General features: G+C 41.0%; 19 protein-coding genes. 18 read left to right on the top strand and 1 reads right to left on the bottom strand.

The genetic code is table 11. The annotated features are described in order from the left end of the window. The first annotated feature begins 4 nt into the window (after nucleotides 1-4). From ACQRBH_RS13475 to htpG, 8 genes are all read left to right on the top strand, one after another. Nucleotides 5-1,000: a hypothetical protein gene (locus ACQRBH_RS13475; protein WP_427762070.1), complete on the top strand. Its 996-nt coding sequence runs from the start codon at nucleotides 5-7 to the stop codon at nucleotides 998-1,000. 11 nt (nucleotides 1,001-1,011) lie between these two features. After that, nucleotides 1,012-1,305 carry an Asp-tRNA(Asn)/Glu-tRNA(Gln) amidotransferase subunit GatC gene (gene gatC / locus ACQRBH_RS13470; RefSeq protein WP_235232621.1) on the top strand — a complete coding sequence of 98 codons (294 nt, stop codon included), beginning with the start codon at nucleotides 1,012-1,014 and terminating at the stop codon, nucleotides 1,303-1,305. 15 nt (nucleotides 1,306-1,320) lie between these two features. Further along, a complete protein-coding gene (gene gatA / locus ACQRBH_RS13465; RefSeq protein WP_427762068.1) occupies nucleotides 1,321-2,790 on the top strand; it encodes an Asp-tRNA(Asn)/Glu-tRNA(Gln) amidotransferase subunit GatA in 1,470 nt (489 codons plus the stop codon). Nucleotides 2,791-2,792: 2 nt separating this feature from the next. Beyond that, nucleotides 2,793-4,226 (top strand): Asp-tRNA(Asn)/Glu-tRNA(Gln) amidotransferase subunit GatB, encoded by a 1,434-nt coding sequence (gatB, locus tag ACQRBH_RS13460; protein WP_235232619.1) that lies wholly within the window; start codon nucleotides 2,793-2,795, stop codon nucleotides 4,224-4,226. Between the two features lie 120 nt (nucleotides 4,227-4,346). Further along, complete coding sequence (locus ACQRBH_RS13455; protein ID WP_235232618.1) at nucleotides 4,347-5,759, top strand: amidophosphoribosyltransferase; 1,413 nt, start codon at nucleotides 4,347-4,349, stop codon at nucleotides 5,757-5,759. Nucleotides 5,760-5,922: 163 nt separating this feature from the next. Continuing rightward, nucleotides 5,923-6,627 carry an ABC transporter ATP-binding protein gene (locus ACQRBH_RS13450; protein WP_235232617.1) on the top strand — a complete coding sequence of 235 codons (705 nt, stop codon included), beginning with the start codon at nucleotides 5,923-5,925 and terminating at the stop codon, nucleotides 6,625-6,627. Between the two features lie 25 nt (nucleotides 6,628-6,652). Continuing rightward, nucleotides 6,653-6,784, top strand: coding sequence for an NAD(P)H-dependent oxidoreductase (locus ACQRBH_RS13445; RefSeq protein ID WP_235232616.1), 132 nt, complete (start codon nucleotides 6,653-6,655; stop codon nucleotides 6,782-6,784). Between the two features lie 119 nt (nucleotides 6,785-6,903). Next, the gene (gene htpG, locus ACQRBH_RS13440; RefSeq protein ID WP_427762065.1) at nucleotides 6,904-8,967 is read left to right on the top strand and encodes a molecular chaperone HtpG; all 2,064 of its coding nucleotides are present in this window, start codon (nucleotides 6,904-6,906) and stop codon (nucleotides 8,965-8,967) included. Nucleotides 8,968-9,042: 75 nt separating this feature from the next. On the opposite strand, the gene ACQRBH_RS13435 is transcribed toward htpG, so the two are convergent. Continuing rightward, complete coding sequence (locus ACQRBH_RS13435) at nucleotides 9,043-9,510, bottom strand: DUF5721 family protein (RefSeq protein ID WP_427762062.1); 468 nt, start codon at nucleotides 9,508-9,510, stop codon at nucleotides 9,043-9,045. Between the two features lie 110 nt (nucleotides 9,511-9,620). Here ACQRBH_RS13435 and ACQRBH_RS13430 point away from each other — a divergent pair, with 110 nt between their 5' ends. Genes ACQRBH_RS13430 through ACQRBH_RS13385 form a run of 10 tightly spaced genes read left to right on the top strand, consistent with a single transcriptional unit; the run spans nucleotide 9,621 to nucleotide 20,143 of the window. Beyond that, nucleotides 9,621-10,418, top strand: a complete 798-nt coding sequence (locus tag ACQRBH_RS13430) for a GDSL-type esterase/lipase family protein (RefSeq protein WP_427762061.1) — start codon at nucleotides 9,621-9,623, stop codon at nucleotides 10,416-10,418. After that, nucleotides 10,418-10,903: a DUF4358 domain-containing protein gene (locus tag ACQRBH_RS13425; RefSeq protein ID WP_235232612.1), complete on the top strand. Its 486-nt coding sequence runs from the start codon at nucleotides 10,418-10,420 to the stop codon at nucleotides 10,901-10,903. The genes ACQRBH_RS13430 and ACQRBH_RS13425 overlap by 1 nt, the downstream gene beginning before the upstream one ends. Nucleotides 10,904-10,920: 17 nt before the next feature. Beyond that, nucleotides 10,921-12,327: an MBOAT family O-acyltransferase gene (locus ACQRBH_RS13420; protein ID WP_427762059.1), complete on the top strand. Its 1,407-nt coding sequence runs from the start codon at nucleotides 10,921-10,923 to the stop codon at nucleotides 12,325-12,327. Between the two features lie 8 nt (nucleotides 12,328-12,335). Continuing rightward, nucleotides 12,336-13,514 (top strand): DHHW family protein, encoded by a 1,179-nt coding sequence (locus ACQRBH_RS13415; RefSeq protein WP_235232610.1) that lies wholly within the window; start codon nucleotides 12,336-12,338, stop codon nucleotides 13,512-13,514. Next, nucleotides 13,498-14,244, top strand: coding sequence for a pseudouridine synthase (locus tag ACQRBH_RS13410; protein WP_427762057.1), 747 nt, complete (start codon nucleotides 13,498-13,500; stop codon nucleotides 14,242-14,244). Before ACQRBH_RS13415 ends, ACQRBH_RS13410 begins: the two co-directional genes overlap by 17 nt. Continuing rightward, nucleotides 14,192-16,165 (top strand): NAD-dependent DNA ligase LigA, encoded by a 1,974-nt coding sequence (ligA, locus tag ACQRBH_RS13405; protein WP_427762054.1) that lies wholly within the window; start codon nucleotides 14,192-14,194, stop codon nucleotides 16,163-16,165. The genes ACQRBH_RS13410 and ligA overlap by 53 nt, the downstream gene beginning before the upstream one ends. A 15-nt stretch (nucleotides 16,166-16,180) precedes the next feature. Further along, nucleotides 16,181-17,602: an ATP-dependent Clp protease ATP-binding subunit ClpX gene (clpX, locus tag ACQRBH_RS13400; RefSeq protein WP_427762052.1), complete on the top strand. Its 1,422-nt coding sequence runs from the start codon at nucleotides 16,181-16,183 to the stop codon at nucleotides 17,600-17,602. Between the two features lie 48 nt (nucleotides 17,603-17,650). Next, nucleotides 17,651-19,357 carry a S8 family peptidase gene (locus ACQRBH_RS13395; RefSeq protein ID WP_427762049.1) on the top strand — a complete coding sequence of 569 codons (1,707 nt, stop codon included), beginning with the start codon at nucleotides 17,651-17,653 and terminating at the stop codon, nucleotides 19,355-19,357. 36 nt (nucleotides 19,358-19,393) lie between these two features. Beyond that, nucleotides 19,394-19,684 carry a hypothetical protein gene (locus ACQRBH_RS13390; RefSeq protein ID WP_235232606.1) on the top strand — a complete coding sequence of 97 codons (291 nt, stop codon included), beginning with the start codon at nucleotides 19,394-19,396 and terminating at the stop codon, nucleotides 19,682-19,684. Then, a complete protein-coding gene (locus ACQRBH_RS13385) occupies nucleotides 19,685-20,143 on the top strand; it encodes a signal peptidase II (protein WP_427762047.1) in 459 nt (152 codons plus the stop codon). Nucleotides 20,144-20,195 lie beyond the last annotated feature (52 nt).

The raw sequence follows: 20,195 nt of genomic DNA, 5'->3' as shown, positions 1-20,195 counted from the left end.
GTATATGTTTGGAAGAAAATGTACGTTATGTGGGGGAAAGTTAGACAGAAGAGGGATCTGTACGGAGTGTGGACTGGATAATAACAAATCAGAAAAAAACTATCATGTCAATCAAAGCAGCTGTGATAACATGCCGATGACACATGTCCATGAAGATGAGAAAAAGCCTTCTTATGTTAAGAAGAATACACAGGATCGACAGGCCCAGAAGGTTCAGAAAAAGAAGAAGTCAAAGCGGCCCAGAATTATCGCTTTTGCAATGCTGATAATCATTGCGGGGATGATTATCTTCAGTGTTGTAAGTTATCTTATGCAGACTGTGCCTTTTGATTCCGATGACTCTTATTATACTGACTATGAATATGATCCATATGCAAGCCTGGATAAGGAGAATCCTGAGTCTGGGGATGAGGCAGAATATGAACTGTCTTCAGGGACTTATATTGTAGGGCTTCATATCCCGGCCGGTGATTATAAAGCAGTTGTTCAGTATGATTTTGATGCAGTCCAAGTGTCTGATTATGAAAATGGAATATATCTATATGAGTATGCGGGACAGGATGAAGAGAATTATCTGGATGATCTGCGGTTGTTTGATCATGCAATCCTGACCATATCATCTGAAACCAGCGTGACACTGAAAACAGAAAATGCACAGCCGCTCTCTGTAAATGGAATTGCAAATCCGGTCATAGATTCCTACGAAATCACAGATAGCAGAATCCGGACGGCAGGTGTGGATTTTGCTGCGGGAATATACGATCTGGAACTTCTGGAAGGGACAGGTGCGATTGATCTTGTGATCTATGCCGAAGATGGAAATGAATATAGTTATGAAAGCATCTATCTTGGTGAGGATCAGTCAGATGGTAAAGAGTATAAGTACATGGTAATTCCAGAAAACACCCAGATTACCTGTGAAGAAGGTATGAGACTTATAATGACCCCGAGCGAGACGATAGAATCGACAGATTATCTTGGCTTCTATACGAGATATTAAGGAGGAGAATTATGGCAAATAAAATATCAGATGAGACAATAGAATATGTTGGCATTTTGGCAAAGTTAGAATTGTCTGGTCAGGAAAAAGAAGATGCCAAGGCTGATATGGAAAAGATGTTGGATTATATTGATACATTGAATGAACTGGATACAGAGGGGATAGAACCAATGTCTCATGTATTTCCGGTCAATAATGTATTTCGAGAGGATGTTGTAGAAAATGGCGATGGCAGTATCGATACTCTTGCCAATGCACCACTTAAGAAAGACAACAGCTTTAAAGTACCGAAAACTATTGGATAGGAGGAAAACAGCAAAATGGATATTACAAGTTTGACAGCCGTAGAATTAGGAAAAAAGATAAAAGCAAAAGAAATATCTGTTGTGGATGCTGTGAAGGCTTCTATCGAACAGATTGAAAAAGTAGAAAAAGATGTCCACAGTTTTGTGACGATTGACCGAGAAGGTGCGCTCGAACGTGCCGAAGAAGTACAGAAGTTAATTGATGACGGAACATTGACAGGTCCACTGGCTGGTGTCCCGGTTGCTATTAAAGATAACATGTGCACAAAAGATATGCTGACGACTTGCAGTTCTAAGATCTTAGGTAATTTTAAACCGACATTTACTGCGGAAGCAGTGAGAAATCTTGAGAAGGCAGGAGCTGTAATTATTGGAAAGACGAACATGGATGAATTCGCCATGGGAAGTACTACCGAGACTTCTTATTATGGAGAGACAAAGAATCCATGGAATCTTAAACATGTTCCGGGGGGCTCGTCCGGTGGTTCCTGTGCAGCAGTGGCAGCAGAAGAATGTCCGTATGCATTAGGGTCTGATACGGGGGGTTCGATTCGTCAGCCGAGCTCTTTCTGTGGAGTTGTCGGAATAAAGCCAACTTATGGAACGGTATCCCGATATGGACTGATCGCTTATGGTTCTTCTCTGGATCAGATTGGACCAATTGCCAGAGATGTAACGGATTGCGCAACGATTCTGGAAGCTATCGCATCTCATGATCCAAAAGACAGTACTTCGATTGCACGGGAAAAATATGATTTTACCAGTGCACTGGTAGAAGATGTAAAAGGTATGAAGATTGGTATTCCAAAAGATTATTTTGGAGAAGGACTAGATCCCGAAGTAAAAGAAAAGATTCTGGATGCTGTGAAAGTACTGGAAGAAAAGGGAGCCATTGTAGAGGAATTTGATCTGAACCTTGTTCAATATGCAATCCCGGCATATTATGTCATTGCATCTGCAGAAGCAAGCTCTAATCTGTCACGTTTTGATGGCGTAAAGTACGGATACCGTACCGAGGAATATGAAGGACTTCATAATATGTACAAAAAAACACGTTCCGAAGGGTTCGGCCCAGAAGTAAAACGTAGGATCATGCTTGGATCATTCGTGTTAAGCTCCGGTTATTATGATGCATATTATCTGAAAGCATTAAGGACAAAAGCGTTGATCAAGCAGGAATTTGACAAGGCATTTGCGAAATATGATGTCATCATTGCACCGGCAGCGCCGACGACAGCTCCAGAACTTGGTAAGAGCTTAAGTGATCCGTTGAAAATGTATCTGGGTGATATCTATACGATTTCCGTTAATCTTGCAGGCCTTCCGGGAATCAGTCTCCCGGTAGGAACAGATTCCAAGGGACTTCCGATAGGAATGCAGATTATTGGAGATTGTTTTGAGGAAAATAAGATTATTCGTGCAGCATATACACTGGAACAGACCAGAACTTATGAGAGACCAGAACTTGTGAAAGGAGGCAGATAATTATGGCAAAACAGTATGAGACAGTCATCGGACTGGAAGTCCACGTAGAACTTGCAACCAAGACCAAGATCTTCTGCTCCTGCAGCACAGAGTTCGGAGGTGCGCCGAATACCCATACCTGTCCGGTATGTACCGGTATGCCAGGATCTCTTCCTGTTTTGAATAAGCAGGTTGTAGAGTATGCGATGGCTATTGGTCTGGCAACTAATTGTGACATTACAAAGGTATGTAAATTCGACCGTAAGAATTACTTTTATCCTGATAACCCACAGAATTATCAGATTTCTCAGTTGTATCTTCCGATTGCAAGAAATGGTTATGTTGAGATAGAAGTGGGAGATACGAAGAAGAAAGTCCGCATCCATGAGATGCATATGGAAGAGGATGCCGGAAAACTGATCCATGATGAATGGGATGACACTTCTCTGGTAGATTATAACCGAAGTGGTGTTCCGTTGGTAGAGATCGTATCAGAGCCAGATATGCGTTCCGCAGATGAAGTCATTGCTTATCTGGAAAAATTGCGTATGATCATCCAGTATCTGGGAGCATCCGATTGCAAATTGCAGGAAGGTTCCATGAGAGCGGATGTGAATTTGTCTGTCAGAGAAGTCGGAACAGAAAAGTTCGGAACCAGAACGGAGATGAAGAATCTGAATTCATTCAAGGCCATAGCAAGAGCTATCGAAGGAGAGCGGGAACGTCAGATTGAACTTCTGGAAGACGGCAAAGAGGTGGTGCAGGAGACCAGAAGGTGGGATGATAATAAGGAATCTTCACATGCAATGCGCTCCAAAGAGGATGCGCAGGATTATCGTTATTTTCCAGAACCCGATCTGGTGCCGATCGTGATCAGCGATGAGTGGATTGAGAAGATCAGATCCCAGCAGCCGGAATTCCGTACGGAAAAACTGGAAAGATACAAGAAAGAATTCGATATTCCACAGTATGACGCTGAGATCATTACCGGCTCAAAGCATATGGCAGATATCTTTGAAGCAACAACCGCCATATGCAAGAAACCGAAGAAGGTATCGAACTGGCTGATGGTGGAGACTTTACGTCTATTGAAAGATAACGATATGGAGCCGGAAGATATTCGGTTCTCACCGGAAAATCTTGCAAAACTGATCGAGCTGACAGAAGCAGGAACCATTAATAGTTCTGTCGCAAAAGATGTGTTCGAAAAGATATTTGCAGAAGACATTGATCCGGAGAAATATGTAGAGGAACATGGACTGAAGACTGTCAATGATGAAGGTGCTCTGCAGGAAGTTCTGGAAAAAGTCATTGCAGATAATCCGCAGGCAGTAGCTGATTATAAAGGCGGCAAAGAAAAGGCTCTTGGAGCTCTTGTCGGACAGACCATGAAGGCCATGAAAGGAAAGGCCAATCCTGGAATGGTGAATCAGAAGTTAAAAGAGATGTTAAGTTAATATTAGACAAGGTTATCTGCCTGTGTTACAATTGTACCGGAGAGAAATACCATCGGTGTACAGAGATGTCTGTACACCGATGTTGTTGACAAAATACATATTCAGAAAAGGAGAGGTCATATGGGAGGATTTTTTGGTGTAGCATCAAAAAGGGACTGTGTTCTGGAGCTTTTTTATGGAGTAGATTATCATTCACATCTTGGAACAAGACGAGGAGGAATGGCAACTTATGGGGAAGAAGGTTTTAACCGTGCCATTCATAATATTGAGAACTCCCCGTTTCGTACAAAGTTTGACCGAGATGTCAGCGAGATGAAGGGACATCTTGGAATTGGCTGTATCTCAGATTTTGAACCACAGCCATTATTGATTCGTTCAAAACTTGGAAGTTTTGCAATTACAACGGTAGGAAAAGTGAATAATTATGATGAATTATTGAATCGTTTGTATGAAAGTGCAAATTCTCACTTCCAGGAGATGACGAATGGACAGATCAATGTCACAGAATTGATGGCAGCATTGATCTGTGAAAAAGATTCTATCTTAGAAGGAATCAAATATGTTCAGGAGCTGGTAGACGGTTCTATGACGATGTTGGTTATGACAAAGGATGGAATCTATGCGGCCAGAGACCGTTATGGGCGGACTCCGTTGGTGATCGGTCATAAGGACGATGCTTATTGTGTATCTTTTGAAAGTCATGCATATATCAATCTTGGATATACAGATTATAAAGAACTGGGACCTGCAGAAATTGTTTATATTACACCGGAAGGTGTTGAAGTATTAAGTGAACCACAGAAAGAGATGAAGATCTGTTCATTCCTGTGGGTATATTATGGCTATCCGACCTCATCTTATGAAGGTGTCAATGTAGAAGAGATGCGTTACAAATGCGGAAGCATGCTGGCAAAAAGAGATGGAGATTCCGTGCATCCGGATATCGTGGCAGGAGTTCCGGATTCTGGTATCGCCCATGCAATTGGATATGCCAATGAATCGGGGATTCCGTATGCAAGACCATTTATCAAATACACGCCTACCTGGCCAAGATCATTTATGCCGACGAATCAGAGCCAGCGTAATCTGATCGCGCGTATGAAACTGATTCCGGTTCATGCATTGATTGAGAATAAGAAGCTCTTATTGATTGATGACTCCATTGTACGTGGAACACAGTTGAGAGAGACGACGGAATTCTTGTATCAGAGTGGAGCTAAAGAGGTACATGTCCGTCCGGCATGTCCGCCGATCATGTACGGCTGTAAGTATCTGAACTTTTCCCGTTCCAAATCAGAGATGGAACTGATCGCCAGACAGATGATCAAGAAACGGGAAGGGGAAGATGTCCCTAAGGAAGTATTAGAAGAATACTCCAATCCGTGCAGCTGCAAATATGCACAGATGATTGAAGATATCCGCAAGCAGCAGAATTTTACAACACTTCGATATCACCGACTGGACGACTTGTTAGCATCTATCGGAATTGAACCATGTAAAGTATGCACCTATTGCTTTGATGGAAAAGAATAGAATAAGATGTTGTATGATAAAATGACTCATGGCAAAACAGCTATGAGTTATTTTTTTACTCTAATTTTTAGATTTCTTTAAGAATTGTTTTATAAATCAACATTTTTCTTTCCTTATTGTACGTGATATAATAAATACAATAATTCATTTTCGGAGGTATGGTATGGGTGAATTTGTCTCATTAGAGAATGTAAAAAAGATATATAAGATGGGAGAAGTTGAGATTATGGCGGCAGCCGGAATCGATTTTCAGATAGAGCGAGGGGAATTCGCGGTTGTTGTCGGACCCAGCGGTGCCGGTAAGACGACAGTCTTAAATATCCTTGGAGGAATGGATACAGCGACATCGGGGAAGGTTATGGTGGATGGAGAGGATATTGCCAGATATTCCCAGAGGCAGTTGACGGCATACCGGCGGGATGACATTGGTTTCGTTTTTCAGTTTTATAATCTGATTCCGAATCTGACGGCATTGGAAAATGTAGAATTAGCACTTCAGATCTGTAAGGATCCCATGGACGCGGCAGAAGTATTAAGAGAAGTGGGGCTGGGCGAAAGGCTTGATAACTTCCCGGCACAACTGTCTGGAGGGGAACAGCAGAGAGTGTCTATAGCCCGTGCACTGGCAAAGAATCCGAAGCTGTTGTTGTGTGATGAGCCGACAGGAGCATTGGATTACAATACGGGAAAATCCATTTTGAAACTTCTGCAGGATACCTGCAGAGAGAAAGGGATGACGGTTATTCTGATTACGCATAATCAGGCAATCGCACCGATGGCAGACCGGGTCATTAAGATTAAGAATGGAAAAGTATCCGATGTGGTGATAAATGAACATCCGGTATCGGTAGAGACAATCGAGTGGTAGGAATCATTTTTCTAGAGGAATAGCAATGAAAGTATTAGTACTGTGCGGAAGTCCGCATAAAGATGGAACAACTAATGCATTGGACTTCGACAGGAATGTTTATAAAAAGTTTATAATTTTAACAGAATTGTTAGCACTCTTTTTGAAAGAGTGCTAATTTTCTATTGACATTTAAATTTATCGGTATTATCATATCTTTTGAGCAAAACAAACGGGATATTCCCTGTTTCAAAAATATATAGAAAATAATCTAAAATAATAATAGGAGTGGTGAAGATGGAAGCAAAAAAAGGAAGTTTATCAATCAGTAGTGAGAACATATTCCCAATTATCAAGAAATGGGTTTATTCAGATCATGACATTTTTGTCCGTGAGATGGTATCTAATGGATGTGATGCGATCACTAAGCTGAAAAAATTAGATATGATGGGTGAATACCAACTGCCGGATGATTATAAACCATCCATTCAGGTAGAAGTAAACCCGGAAGAAAAGACCCTGAAATTCACAGATAATGGTCTTGGTATGACTGCAGAAGAAGTGGAAGAATATATCACACAGATTGCATTTTCCGGAGCAACAGAGTTTCTGGAGAAATACAAAGACAAGACAACCGAAGATGATATGATCGGTCACTTCGGACTTGGATTCTATTCCGCATTCATGGTAGCAGATGAAGTCCATATTGATACTCTTTCTTATAAAGAAGGTGCGACTCCAGTACACTGGGTAAGCAACGGCGGTACAGAGTATGAGATGGAAGACGGGAATAAAGAAACTGTAGGTTCAACGATGACATTGTATCTGAATGAAGACAGTCTGGAATTCGCGAATGAATATCGTATGAGAGAAGTCATTGAGAAATACTGTTCTTTCATGCCGGTAGAGATTTTCCTGGCAAAAGAGAATGCTGAGCCGGAATATGAGACCATCGATGAGGCAGATCTGAAAGAAGACGATGTTGTCATTGAACACATCCATGAAGATGCCAAGATGGAAGAGAAGGAAAATGAAGATGGCGAAAAAGAAATGGTAGAGGTTGAACCGGCAAAAGAGAAAGTTAAGATTCAGAAACGCCCGGTTCCTTTGAATGATATTCATCCACTTTGGACAAAACATCCAAACGAATGTACTGATGAGGAGTATCAGGAATTCTACCGTAAGGTATTCATGGATTATAAAGAGCCTCTGTTCTGGATTCACTTGAATATGGATTATCCGTTTAACTTAAAGGGAATCCTGTACTTCCCAAGAATCAACACAGAGTATGATTCTATCGAAGGAACGATCAAGTTATATAACAATCAGGTATTTATTGCAGATAATATTAAGGAAGTTATCCCTGAATTCCTCATGGTATTGAAGGGAGTCATTGATTGCCCGGATCTGCCATTGAATGTATCACGTAGTGCATTACAGAACGATGGATTTGTTAATAAGATTGCAGATTACATTTCCAAAAAGGTTGCAGATAAGCTTTCTGGCATGTGCAAGACCAAGAGAGATGAGTATGAAAAATACTGGGATGACATCAGTCCATTTATCAAGTTTGGTTGCTTAAAAGATGAAAAATTCTGTGACAAGATGAAGGATGCCGTTCTCTTTAAGAACATTGATGGAAAGTACCTGACATTAAAAGACTGCATTGAAGAAAATGGCGGAGAAGTCGTTGAACCAAATGACAAGAAAGAGGATGCTGACAGTGCAGAGAATACAGATGAAAATAACGTAGAAGAGATTAAGACTACCATCTACTATGTAACGGATGAGATTCAGCAGAGCCAGTATATCAATATGTTCCGTAAGCAGGGCCAGGATGCAGTTATCTTAGGACATAACATCGACTCTCCATTTATTACACAGTTAGAACAGCGCAATCCAAAGATTCGCTTCCAGAGAATTGACGCCGATGTGACAGAACATATTAAGGAAGAAGTGGCTGAAGAAGATAAGGAATCATTTAAGACAATTTCTGACAGCCTGATTGAAATCTTCCGCAAAGAACTTGGAAACGATAAGCTGGATGTCAAGATTGAGAAATTAAAAGATGATAAAGTTGCTTCTATGATTACCCTGTCTGAGCAGAATCGCCGTATGCAGGAAATGATGAAGATGTACGGTATGAGCGGCATGGATATGGGCGGAGATACGACCCTGATACTGAATGCAAACCATCCACTGGTAAAATACGTGGTAGATAACAAAGAAAATGAAAACGTATCTATCATCTGCAAGCAGTTGTATGATCTTGCAATGCTGGCACACAAGCCACTGAATCCAGACGAAATGACTGCATTTGTAGAGAGAAGTAATGAGATCATGATGATGCTGACGAAGTAAGAGAATTCAATATTAAGTTATAGAATAGCCGTTACTGGACTTTGACGAGAGCAGGACGGCTATTTTTTGCTGTCATTATTCAATCATCTCTGCCAGCAATGTCTGTACATATTCATCCCATTCGTGCTCCAGTGTCTTGTCCAGTGTAAAGGTATGCATGGAGATCCCGGTAATGCACTGCAGGGTAGAACCATCATAATGGAAGTTCAGATAGAGTCCCTGGATCTCTTCCGGGCGATAACCGTCAAGCTGATGATACGCAAGAAAGTCAGCAAAGGTTTCCTGGGCAAGGGAGAGAACGATTTTAAAATTCAATGGGGTACGTTTGCCGCGGATGATACTGAAGCAATATTCGCGAACATCCTTCCAATAAGCATAAGACCGTTCAGGGGCTTCATCATAGAAGTCTTTGTGAAGGTATCCGTCGATGGTGAATTTATTAAAGGTTGTAATCTCGCTTTCGATAAAAGAGAACCGGTCGAAGGTATCTTTTAAGAGTAGATGAGACATACAGGATTTGGCTGATAATGTGAATATATTCATATGAAAAACTCCTTTTTGACTTTGGTTAATAGTATAGCATATGTTTGACTTTTATAGGGAAAAACAGTACAATATCTTTGAACTGTTTTTATAGGGAGAGCACAGTTAACGTGAAAAAAGAGAACAAAAGAAAATCTGTAAAAATTGAAGAAAAAGACCATGTTCTGCGCATTGCAGTGACTGTCGTGATTGCACTGCTCATTGTCGGTGCGATTATTGTTGTGGTAAGGCTTATGAATCCAAAGGCAGATACAGAAGCTGGAATTCAGAGACTTCATCAGATGGAGAAGACGGATGTAAGTGAAGTGGACAGGCAGATTCAGGAGCTGGAAAAAGCAGAACAGGAAGCAGATGAAGAGTGGGCCAGCCGGCCGGCCAGTGAGAAATTTGCCAATGCTTTTGTAATCGGTGACTCAGTGACACAGGGATTATATGAATATGGTGTATTGAATCAGGAAAATGTTCAGGCAGACAGAGGAGCCGGGGTATGTGATTCAGAAGTCAACAAGATAGAAGAGCATCTGACGAAGGCAATTGAGTTACAACCACAGGTATTGTTTCTTGCGTATGGGATGAATGATATTGAAGCATCCAGAGGGGATGTAGATCTTTTTATAGAAAAATATAAGAGTGTGTTGGATAGATTAAGAGAGGCTTTGCCGGATACTCGTATATATGTAAACAGTATCCTTCCGGTTCAACAGTTTGTGATAGACAATAATGAGTGGTATGGCAATATTACGGAGTTTAACGAAGAACTGGAAAAACTGTGTGAAGAGGAAGATGTGATATTTATTGATAATACGGATCTGGTAAAGGAAGAGTATTATTCGGAAGATGGAATCCATATGGCACCGGATTATTATACAGAATGGGTAGATCATATGGCGGAGGTTGCAAAATTATAATGAAAAAGCACAGGATAGATTTGCTGAATATATTGAAATATGCGATGGTGATCGTTCTTCTTGTTTATATCGGATTCTTGCTGTCACAAGAAGGCGGCAAAGATGTCTCGGTAAAAACGATACGCGAGAATATTCTGGCGGTCACTGAAACAAAAGGGATGACCAAAGGAACTACGCAGGATTTGAAGAAGTATTATGGCTTGAATGCTAATGATTATGAGGGAGTAATGCTGTATGTCCCGAATGATGTTATGAGTGTCAATGAGATTCTGGTCATTAAGCTTAAGGATAAATCACAGGCTGAGAATGTTGAAAAAGCTATTCAGAAGCGCCTGCATACGCAGAAGAACAGTTTTGAAGGATATGGAGCAGAGCAGACAAAGCTGATTAATTCGGCGGTGACAGACAGCAGAGGATATTATGTGTTATTAGCGATATCGAAGGATGCGGATCAGATATATGAAGCATTCAGAAAGAGCATATAGAGAAGGAAACATACAGGATGTTATTTAGCAGTATTGTATTTTTATTTACGTTTTTACCAATTGTGTTGATTTTATATTATCTGGTACCAAGACAGCTTAAGAACGCTGTTTTGCTTTTCGCAAGTCTGATATTTTATGCATGGGGAGAACCGGTCTATATATTTTTGATGATATTTTCCATTCTGTTTAATTATGTCAGTGGGCTGGATATTGCGAGAAACCTTCAGAACCGACGCGCGGCAAAGAAAAGTCTGGTGTTTAATCTGGTGGTAAATCTATGCGTTCTGGGATTCTTTAAATACGAAGGATTTGTGTTAGACAGTCTGAATGCAGTACTCCCGGTTCAGATACCATATCAGGAACTGGCTTTGCCGATCGGCATTTCTTTTTATACATTTCAGATATTGTCCTATATTATAGATGTTTATCGAGGTAATGTAAAGGTGCAGAAGAATCTTATGGATTTTGCACTGTATGTTACGATGTTCCCACAATTAATTGCCGGGCCAATCGTAAAGTATTCCGATATAGAGAGACAGCTTCATGTCAGAAAAGAATCCTGGGGAAAGTTTGGGGAAGGAACGATGTTTTTTATTCGCGGCCTTTCAAAAAAGGTGCTGCTTGCCAATACGATAGGAATGGTGCACACAGAAGTCTTAACTTTACAGCAGGGAAAGGTTTCCGTTTTAACGGCATGGCTTGGGTGCCTGGCGTATACATTTCAGATATATTTTGATTTTAGCGGATATTCAGATATGGCTATTGGTCTTGGGAAAATGTTTGGATTTGAATTCCTGAAGAACTTCAATTATCCTTATATTTCCAAAAGTATTACGGAATTCTGGCGCAGATGGCATATTTCTCTTGGAACATGGTTTCGGGAATATCTCTATATCCCTCTGGGAGGAAATCGTGTCAACGTCGCGAAACACATTCGCAATTTATTGATCGTCTGGCTTCTTACAGGACTTTGGCATGGTGCTGCCTGGAATTTTGTTGTCTGGGGAGTCTATTATGGAGTGATCTTGATTATAGAGAAATATTTTCTGGGTGCGATTTTGGAAAAATTACCCAACATAGTAAAACGTATCTATAGCATTCTGCTGGTAATGATTGGATGGGTATTCTTCTTTAGCCCAAGTCTTGGAGGAGCGGCTGATTATCTAAAAGTAATGTTTGGAGCAGGTGCCCATGGACTGGTAGATCAGGAGAGCCTGTATCTTTTGAAAACGAATCTCATATCGTGGGTTGTACTGATACTGGGATCTACTCCGGTTGTTCATCGTACCTATGAGCAGATCATGCGTAGAATGGATGGCAAGAGTGTTGTTGTAAATTGTGTGGTGTATGCACTTTTATTTTTGTTGTGTGTGGCATATCTGGTGACAGAGACATACAATCCATTCTTGTATTTTAGATTTTAGGAGCAGTTATGGAACAGAAAGACAGTAAGAAGAAAAAACTGCATAAGAAGAAAATGACAGCCATGACATTCCTGGGAATTCTGGTATTGATCTGTCTGATGAATCTGATTTCCCAAGATAAGGAATTCTCAGAGAAAGAGAATCGGATGCTGGAGCAGAAGCCAGAGTTTACATTAAGTAGACTTGAAAGCGGAAGATTCATGGAACAGTATGAATCATACAAATCAGATCAGTTTGTGGGAAGAGACTTTTGGGTATCCCTCAAGAGTCATGTAGATCTGATTGTCGGAAGAAGAGAGTCAAATGGTGTATTCAAAGGGAAGGATCATTATCTTCTGGAGGATATTGCCAGGCCGGATGAAGAACAGATGCAGCAGAATATCGAAGCAATCCAAGCGTTCGAGAATACTTATAATGATATTCCAATGTATATGATGCTCGTGCCAAATGCTGCAAATATTCTGGAAGATAAGCTTCCGCAATTCGCGGTAACAGAGGATCAGAATCAGATTTTTCTGGAAATACAGAAGTCACTGGAAGATCAGCTGACCTGGGTGGATGTAAGTAAAGTGTTAAAAGCTCACAAAAAAGAGAATATATATTATCATACAGATCATCACTGGACGACATTGGGAGCATATTATGCCTATCAGACACTGATAGATGCCATGAAACTGGATTCATCCAAAGCACCAGAATTAAAGGCATATGCAGTAACCAATGAATTTAACGGGACGTTATCTTCTACCAGTGGGTATGAGATGGGATATGAAGAGCCAATTTATATCTATACATCAGAAGATGAAGGAGCAGGGCCGCAGATTGTGGTGAACTATGTAGAAGAGAAGCGTAAGACCGCAACCTTGTATGATGCATCTAAGTTGGAGGAAAAGGACAAATATGCATTGTTCCTTGGAGGTAACTATGGGACAGTTGATATTCGGACAACTGCAGATACCACAGATCGTTTGCTGTTGTTCAAGGATTCTTATGCGAACTGTCTGATCCCGTTCCTGACTCCATATTATCGCGAGATCATCGTGATTGATCCACGGTATTATTATGGGGATATTCATGAAATTATGGAAGAAAATAAGATTACTAGTGTACTCTTTTTGTATAATGGAAATACCTTTGTAGAAGATAATAGTATCAGTGGAGTATTGCAAAATGGTGAGACTGAATAAATATCTAAGTGATGCCGGTGTATGTTCCAGAAGAGAGGCTGACCGATTGATTGAGAGCGGTCGAGTGACCGTTGATGGGAAAATGGCAAGTCCTGGAACAAAAGTAGAGCCGGGACAGGAAGTACGGATTGGAAAGAAAGTAATTAAAAATCATACAGAAAAGATAGTCCTGGCGGTAAACAAACCTGCCGGGATTGTTTGTACAGAAGATAAAAAAGAAAAAAAGAATATTATTCGTTATCTGAACTACCCTGTGCGAGTGACTTATGCCGGACGTCTGGATAAGGACTCGGAGGGACTTCTGATCATGACCAATGACGGAGACTTGATCAATGGAATGATGCGGGCGAGATACGGGCATGAAAAAGAGTATAAAGTTACAGTAAATCAACCGATTACGGATGAATTTGTGTATAAAATGGCATCGGGTGTGAGGATTATTGACCGAGAGAAAAAAATGGATGTTATCACACGTCCATGTAAAGTGGAGAAGATAGGGAAATATACATTTTCAATAATATTGACCCAGGGATTGAACCGTCAGATCCGCAGAATGTGTGATGCTTTGGGGTATAAGGTGACCAGACTGGTTAGAGTAAGAATTATGAATGTAAAACTTGGCGGCCTGAAAACAGGTGCTGTAAGAAAATTGACAGAGCAGGAGTTAAAAGAATTATATGAACAAGTCAAAGAAAGCCAGGATGCAGGAACTGGTAGAATTATTGAATAATGCGAGCCGTGCATATTATCAGGAAGCAGAAGAAATCATGAGTAACTATGAGTATGACCAGTTATATGATGAACTGCAAGAACTGGAGCAAGAATTAGGCATTACGTTATCTAACAGTCCTACAGTAAATGTCGGATATGAAGTGTTAAGCGAGTTGCCGAAAGAACGGCATGAAAGTCCGATGCTATCTTTAGATAAGACGAAAGATGTGGAAGAACTGAAGAGATTTGTGGGCAATCAGAAGGCTTTGATGTCGTGGAAGATGGATGGATTGACGATTGTCCTTACTTATCGGGAGGGAAGATTGTATAAAGCAGTTACCCGAGGAAATGGTGAAGTAGGTGAAGTCATTACCAATAATGCCAAAGTGTTCAAAAATATTCCTCTTCAGATCGCATATCAGGGAGAATTAATTTTGCGTGGTGAAGCCATTATCGGATATCGGGATTTTGAGAGAATCAACGAGGCAATTGAAGATGTAGATGCAAGGTACAAAAATCCGCGTAATCTTTGCAGTGGTTCTGTTCGTCAGTTGAATAACGAGATTACAGCGAAGCGAAACGTTAAGTTTTATGCATTTACCCTTGTGCAGGCAGAAAATGTGAATTTTCATAATTCCAGAGCTTGTCAGATGAACTGGCTGAAAGAACAGGGATTCGAGGTGGTGGAATTCCATGAGGTGACTTCGGACACAGTAGAGCAGGAAGTTATTAAATTTTCAGAAAAAATTGCCGAGAATGATTTTCCATCCGATGGACTTGTGTTAGTATATGATGATATAGCGTACGGTCAGTCCCTGGGGCGAACTTCCAAGTTTCCAAGAGATTCATACGCCTTTAAGTGGGCGGATGAAGTCCGTGAGACGAAGCTTCTCGAGATTGAGTGGAGTCCTTCCAGAACGGGGCTGATTAATCCGGTCGCTATCTTTGAACCAGTGGAATTAGAGGGAACGACGGTAAGTCGCGCAAGTGTCCATAATATCAGCATCATGGAAGAACTGGAATTAGGAATTGGAGATACCATAGAAGTATATAAAGCGAACATGATTATTCCACAGATCGCAAGGAATCTGACACGCAGCGGGGTGAAGGATATTCCTGCACAGTGCCCGGTCTGTCAGGGAAAAACGGAGATTCGACAGGTCAGTAATGCCAGAGCACTCTATTGCACGAATCCAGAATGTCAGGCAAAACACGTAAAATCATTTGCTTTGTTTGTCAGTAGAGATGCTTTGAATATAGAGGGGTTATCTGAAGCAACACTGGAGAAATTTATCGCATTAGGTTATATCAAGGAATATGCAGATATATTTCATCTTGATCGTTATCAGGAAGAGATACAGACGTTGGATGGATTTGGCAAAAAATCATATCAGAATCTGATCGCAAGTATAGAGAAGGCCAGAACAACAACACTGCCAAGAGTCATCTATGCACTTGGGATTGCCAATATCGGTCTTGCGAATGCGAAGATGATCTGTAAGGAATTTCAGTATGATGTAGAAGCGATGCTTCAGGCTACGACCGAAGATCTCGGTGCAATATCAGGAGTAGGAGAAGTGATTGCAAGGGCATTCGTAGATTATTTTTCCGCAGAACGTCATGTAAAGCAATTGAGAGATCTGTTGGCAGAGTTAGATATTCCGAAGGAAGAGGCAGAATCAGGGAAACAGATATTTGCAGGAGTGAATTTTGTGATTACTGGAAGTGTCGAACATTTTGCAAATCGTGGAGAAGTAAAAGAATTGATAGAAAGTCTTGGCGGCAAGGTGACTGGTTCCGTTACTTCTAAGACCAATTATTTGATTAATAATGATGTGACATCTACATCATCCAAGAATAAGAAAGCCAATGAACTTGGAATTCCAATCATATCGGAAGAGATGTTCCTGAATATGATACGGAAAGATCAGGAAGGCTAGAAAGAGGGAAATAACATGTCTGAACAGGATAATAAGAATGATATTGAAAAGGTAGAGGCTACAGTGGAAGATGTAGAGAATACCAAAGACCATGAGGATGAATATGAGAAGATCTGCTTTGTCTGCAGACGCCCAGAGAGTATTACGGGCAAGATGATCGATCTGCCGAATGGAATCTGTGTATGTAATGATTGTATGCAGAAGAGCTTTGATGCTATGACGAGTGGACAGATTGATTTCAGTCAGTTGATGAATATGCCGGGAGTGCAGATCCTGAATATGGCAGATCTGGAACAGGCCGTTCCAAAGAAGCAAAAAATAAAGAAGAAAAAAGAGGGAGAGGAGAGAAAGCCTCTGATTGACATTCAGAATATACCTGCTCCTCATAAGATTAAAGCCAAATTAGATGATTATGTGGTTGGTCAGGAATATGCGAAAAAAGCGATGTCTGTAGCAGTCTATAATCATTATAAGCGTGTGGCAACGGATACGATGGATGAGATTGAGATTGAGAAGTCCAATATGTTGATGATCGGACCTACAGGTTCTGGTAAGACTTATCTGGTCAAGACACTGGCAAAATTATTGGATGTGCCGCTTGCGATTACAGATGCTACATCTCTGACAGAAGCAGGGTATATAGGAGATGATATTGAAAGCGTGGTATCCAAGCTTCTGGCGGCCGCAGATAATGATGTGGAGAAGGCGGAGCAGGGAATTATCTTTATCGATGAGATTGATAAGATTGCGAAGAAGAAAAATACCAGTCAGAGAGATGTCAGTGGTGAATCTGTACAGCAAGGAATGCTGAAACTTCTGGAAGGAAGCGATGTTGAAGTTCCGGTGGGAGCAAACAGTAAAAATGCGATGGTGCCATTGACTACGGTAAATACAAAGAATATCCTCTTCATCTGTGGCGGAGCATTCCCGGATCTGGAAGGAATTATTAAAGAACGTCTGACGAAGCAAGCGACGATTGGATTCGGTGCAGATCTGAAAGATAAATATAATAACGATAAGAATATTCTGAGTAAAGTGACGACAGAGGATCTGCGAAACTTCGGAATGATTCCAGAATTTCTGGGACGTCTTCCAATCGTCTTCACCCTTCAGGGGTTAAATGAAGAGATGATGGTCAAGATCTTAAAAGAACCTAAGAATGCGATCTTGAAGCAATACCAGAAACTTCTGGCGTTGGATGAAGTGAAACTTGAATTTGATGACGGAGCTCTGCAGGCAATTGCCAAAAAAGCGATGGAGAAAGATACTGGCGCCAGGGCACTTCGGGCAATCATCGAAGAATTTATGCTGGATATTATGTATGAGATTCCAAAGGATGACAGTATTGGTCAGGTCATTATTACAAAGGAATACATAGAAGGAACCGGCGGACCGATCATTATGCTAAGAGGTCAGGAGGTCGCAAGAATAGAATAATCAGAAGAATACCTCATATATTTTATAAAAAGTATATGGGGTATTTTTATGAACAGAGAAGAATGTAGAGAGAGGATCCTCTCACAAGATTATCGGGATTTTCTCGTGCCGTTCTATCGCGGGGAAGAGACTCTGAATGTACAGACAGAAGATGCATGTGTCCAGAATGCAGATTTTGGTTATCGTGTAATCTATGCTGATCATACGCTTCTGAAACCGCTGAATTATAGTAATTACTGGTATAACTCGATACCAAATTGTTATTCTCTTCTTGATATGGAGGCTTTGAATGCTGCCGGAATCAGTGCAGTACAAAATTATCCTACCCTGCAGCTGATGGGAAGTCAGATTATGATTGGATTTGTGGATACAGGAATTGATTATCGTAATTCGGTATTCCGGAATATTGATGGCTCTACAAGGATTGCAGGAATTTGGGATCAGACAATTCAGACCGGAAATCTTCCGGAGAACTTAGACTATGGAAGTGAATATACAGAAGATATGATCAATGAAGCTCTTCGTACGGAAGATCCTCTAGAGGTTGTTCCCAGCATGGATGAAGATGGACATGGAACCTTTCTTGCAAGTGTTGCAGCTGGTAGTGCGGATGTGCCCAATCGCTTTCTTGGCGCTGCGCCAGAGGCGTCAATCGGTGTAGTAAAATTAAAGCCAGCCAAGAATTATCTGAAAGAATTCTATGCGGTACGTCAGGATGCAGTTTGCTTTCAGGAAAATGATATTATGTTGGGAATGAAATATTTAAATCAATTGGCAAATAAAAAAAATATGCCGTTGGTTATATGTGTGGCCTTGGGAACGAATTTCGGCGGACACAATGGTACGACCCTTTTGTCATCCATGATTGATATATATGCTTCTATTTTGAACCGAAGTGTGGTGATCGGAACGGGAAATGAGGCAGTACAGAGGCATCATTATTATCATCAATTTCAGAGTATGAATGAGCAGACAGATGTTGAATTACGTGTAGGTTCTGGTGTAGGAGCGTTTGCAGCAGAGCTTTGGACGACACTTCCCAATGTAATGACCATCTCTATCACATCGCCGACGGGAGAACGCACAGGGCACATATCATTGAGGCAAGGCTATACTTATAGTGTCAATTTTATATTTGATAAGACAGAAGTGAATGTGGAGTACAGATTATTATTGGAAAATAATGATTCCCAGCTGATATTTCTTCGATTCAGGAACCCTTCTGCCGGAATCTGGACCATTAATGTGGAACCTGTACAGATGTTGGAGGGAGAATTTCATATATGGCTTCCAGTCGAGGAATTTCTGGCAGGTGAGGTGTATTTTCTTGAAGCAAATCCAGACACGACGCTGACGGAACCCGGAACAAGCAGAAATGCTATGACTGTAGCATACTATAATGGGAGGGAGAATGGAGTTGATATTAATTCTGGAAGAGGTTATACTAGAGATGGATTAATAAAACCAGATTATGCGGTGCCTGGAGTCGAGGTAACCGGAGCTGGGTTGAATGGAAGTTTTGTAACCAGAACAGGATCTAGTGTAGCGACAGGAATTGCTGCGGGAGCAGCAGCACTTTTGATGGAATGGATCTTAGAACAGCCGGAAGCGCGGGGAGTGAATTCCAGTCAGATAAGGAATATTATTCTTCTTGGAACAGATCAGCGTGCGATGGTAGAATATCCGAATCGAGAGTGGGGATATGGAACGATGAATCTATTCCAGTCGTTGGATACGCTCAGACGGTTAAAATGATGGCAGGATTCAGAAGATAAGAAGGAGACGATGAATATGGCAGATTTTTTTGAAGATTTAGGAAAGAAAATATCAGATGTAGCAGGCGAGATTGGGAAAAAGACAGAAGATACTCTGGAAATCCAAAAGATTAAAAGTAATGTACGTTCGTTAAAACGTGCGAATGAAAGAGATCTGATGGACATTGGACGTATGGTATATGACAAATTCCAGAAGGGTGAAGTCGCAGACACTGATTACATTACTTTGTGCGAAGAGATTGAAAAGCGCGAAGAAGAGATGGAAAAGCAGGAAGAAGAGATTGTAAGAATCAAAGAGGGTATGTAGATGCTTTCATGGATGACAGGGCTGTTTGCCGGTTTGCTTGGATTGGATGAACTGTTCAAACAGTATGTAGAAGAGAATCTGGAACATGGCGAACAGAAAGAATTTTGCGGTGGAAAGCTAGTTGTCCGCAAGGTCTATAACAGAGGATTCCTGTTGAATGCATTAGACCATCATCCAAAGGTCGTAAAAGGAGCTTCTGCTTTTGCCGGGCTGTCACTTTTGGGATATGATATCTTTGCTTTCTTGAGAAGAGGCCATTATCTGGAAAAGTTAGGCCTTGCTATTGCAAGTGCAGGTGCGGCAAGTAATATATTTGACCGACTGGTAAGAGGAAAAGTCATTGATTATATAGGTTTTCGTGTGGAAAATTCGTTTTTGGCGAAGCTGACGGCTAATCTTGGAGATTTCTATCTTGCAATTGGAGCATTCCTTACTGCGATAGGTAATATAAGAAAATAAAACACAGGCGGCATGATGCAATCGGTATTGCATCGTGGCGCCTGTGTTGTTA

The organism is Bariatricus sp. SGI.161 (genome assembly GCF_050313695.1).
GTDB lineage: Bacteria > Bacillota > Clostridia > Lachnospirales > Lachnospiraceae > JAFBIX01.
This window is presented reverse-complemented; position numbering and strand designations above follow the sequence as displayed.